This window comes from Rothia nasimurium (genome assembly GCF_928391935.1).
In the GTDB taxonomy this organism is placed as follows: domain Bacteria; phylum Actinomycetota; class Actinomycetes; order Actinomycetales; family Micrococcaceae; genus Rothia; species Rothia nasimurium_D.
The window spans coordinates 1-268 of sequence record NZ_CAKMTD010000033.1; the positions used below are offsets into that span (position 1 = coordinate 1).

Consider the following 268-nt stretch of genomic DNA (forward strand, 5'->3'; position numbering starts at 1 on the left):
TTGAGGATGTAGGTAACGGTGGTCTCGCCTTCAACGACCTGACCGTTTTCGTTACCTTCTACACGCTCGTAGACGTACTCAGTGCCGTCGGGAGCGGTGTAGGTGAGCTTCTTGTGCTCGGTGGTGTCGTAGGGATCGCCAACGGAGGCGTTCTCAACGTCAACCACGTCACCCAGGCCGGGGATGGGGTTGCCATCAACGTCGGTGTACTTGACAACGACAGAACCGGTCTTGGGTTCCTCAACGGGCTTTTCAACCTTCTTGAGGA

At 56.3% G+C, this 268-nt stretch carries 1 protein-coding gene; it reads right to left on the reverse strand.

Annotated elements, in window-relative coordinates; translation table 11 throughout:
• The coding region (locus L7A15_RS10615) for a MucBP domain-containing protein (RefSeq protein ID WP_237212512.1) at positions 1-268 on the reverse strand (268 nt) is incomplete at both ends.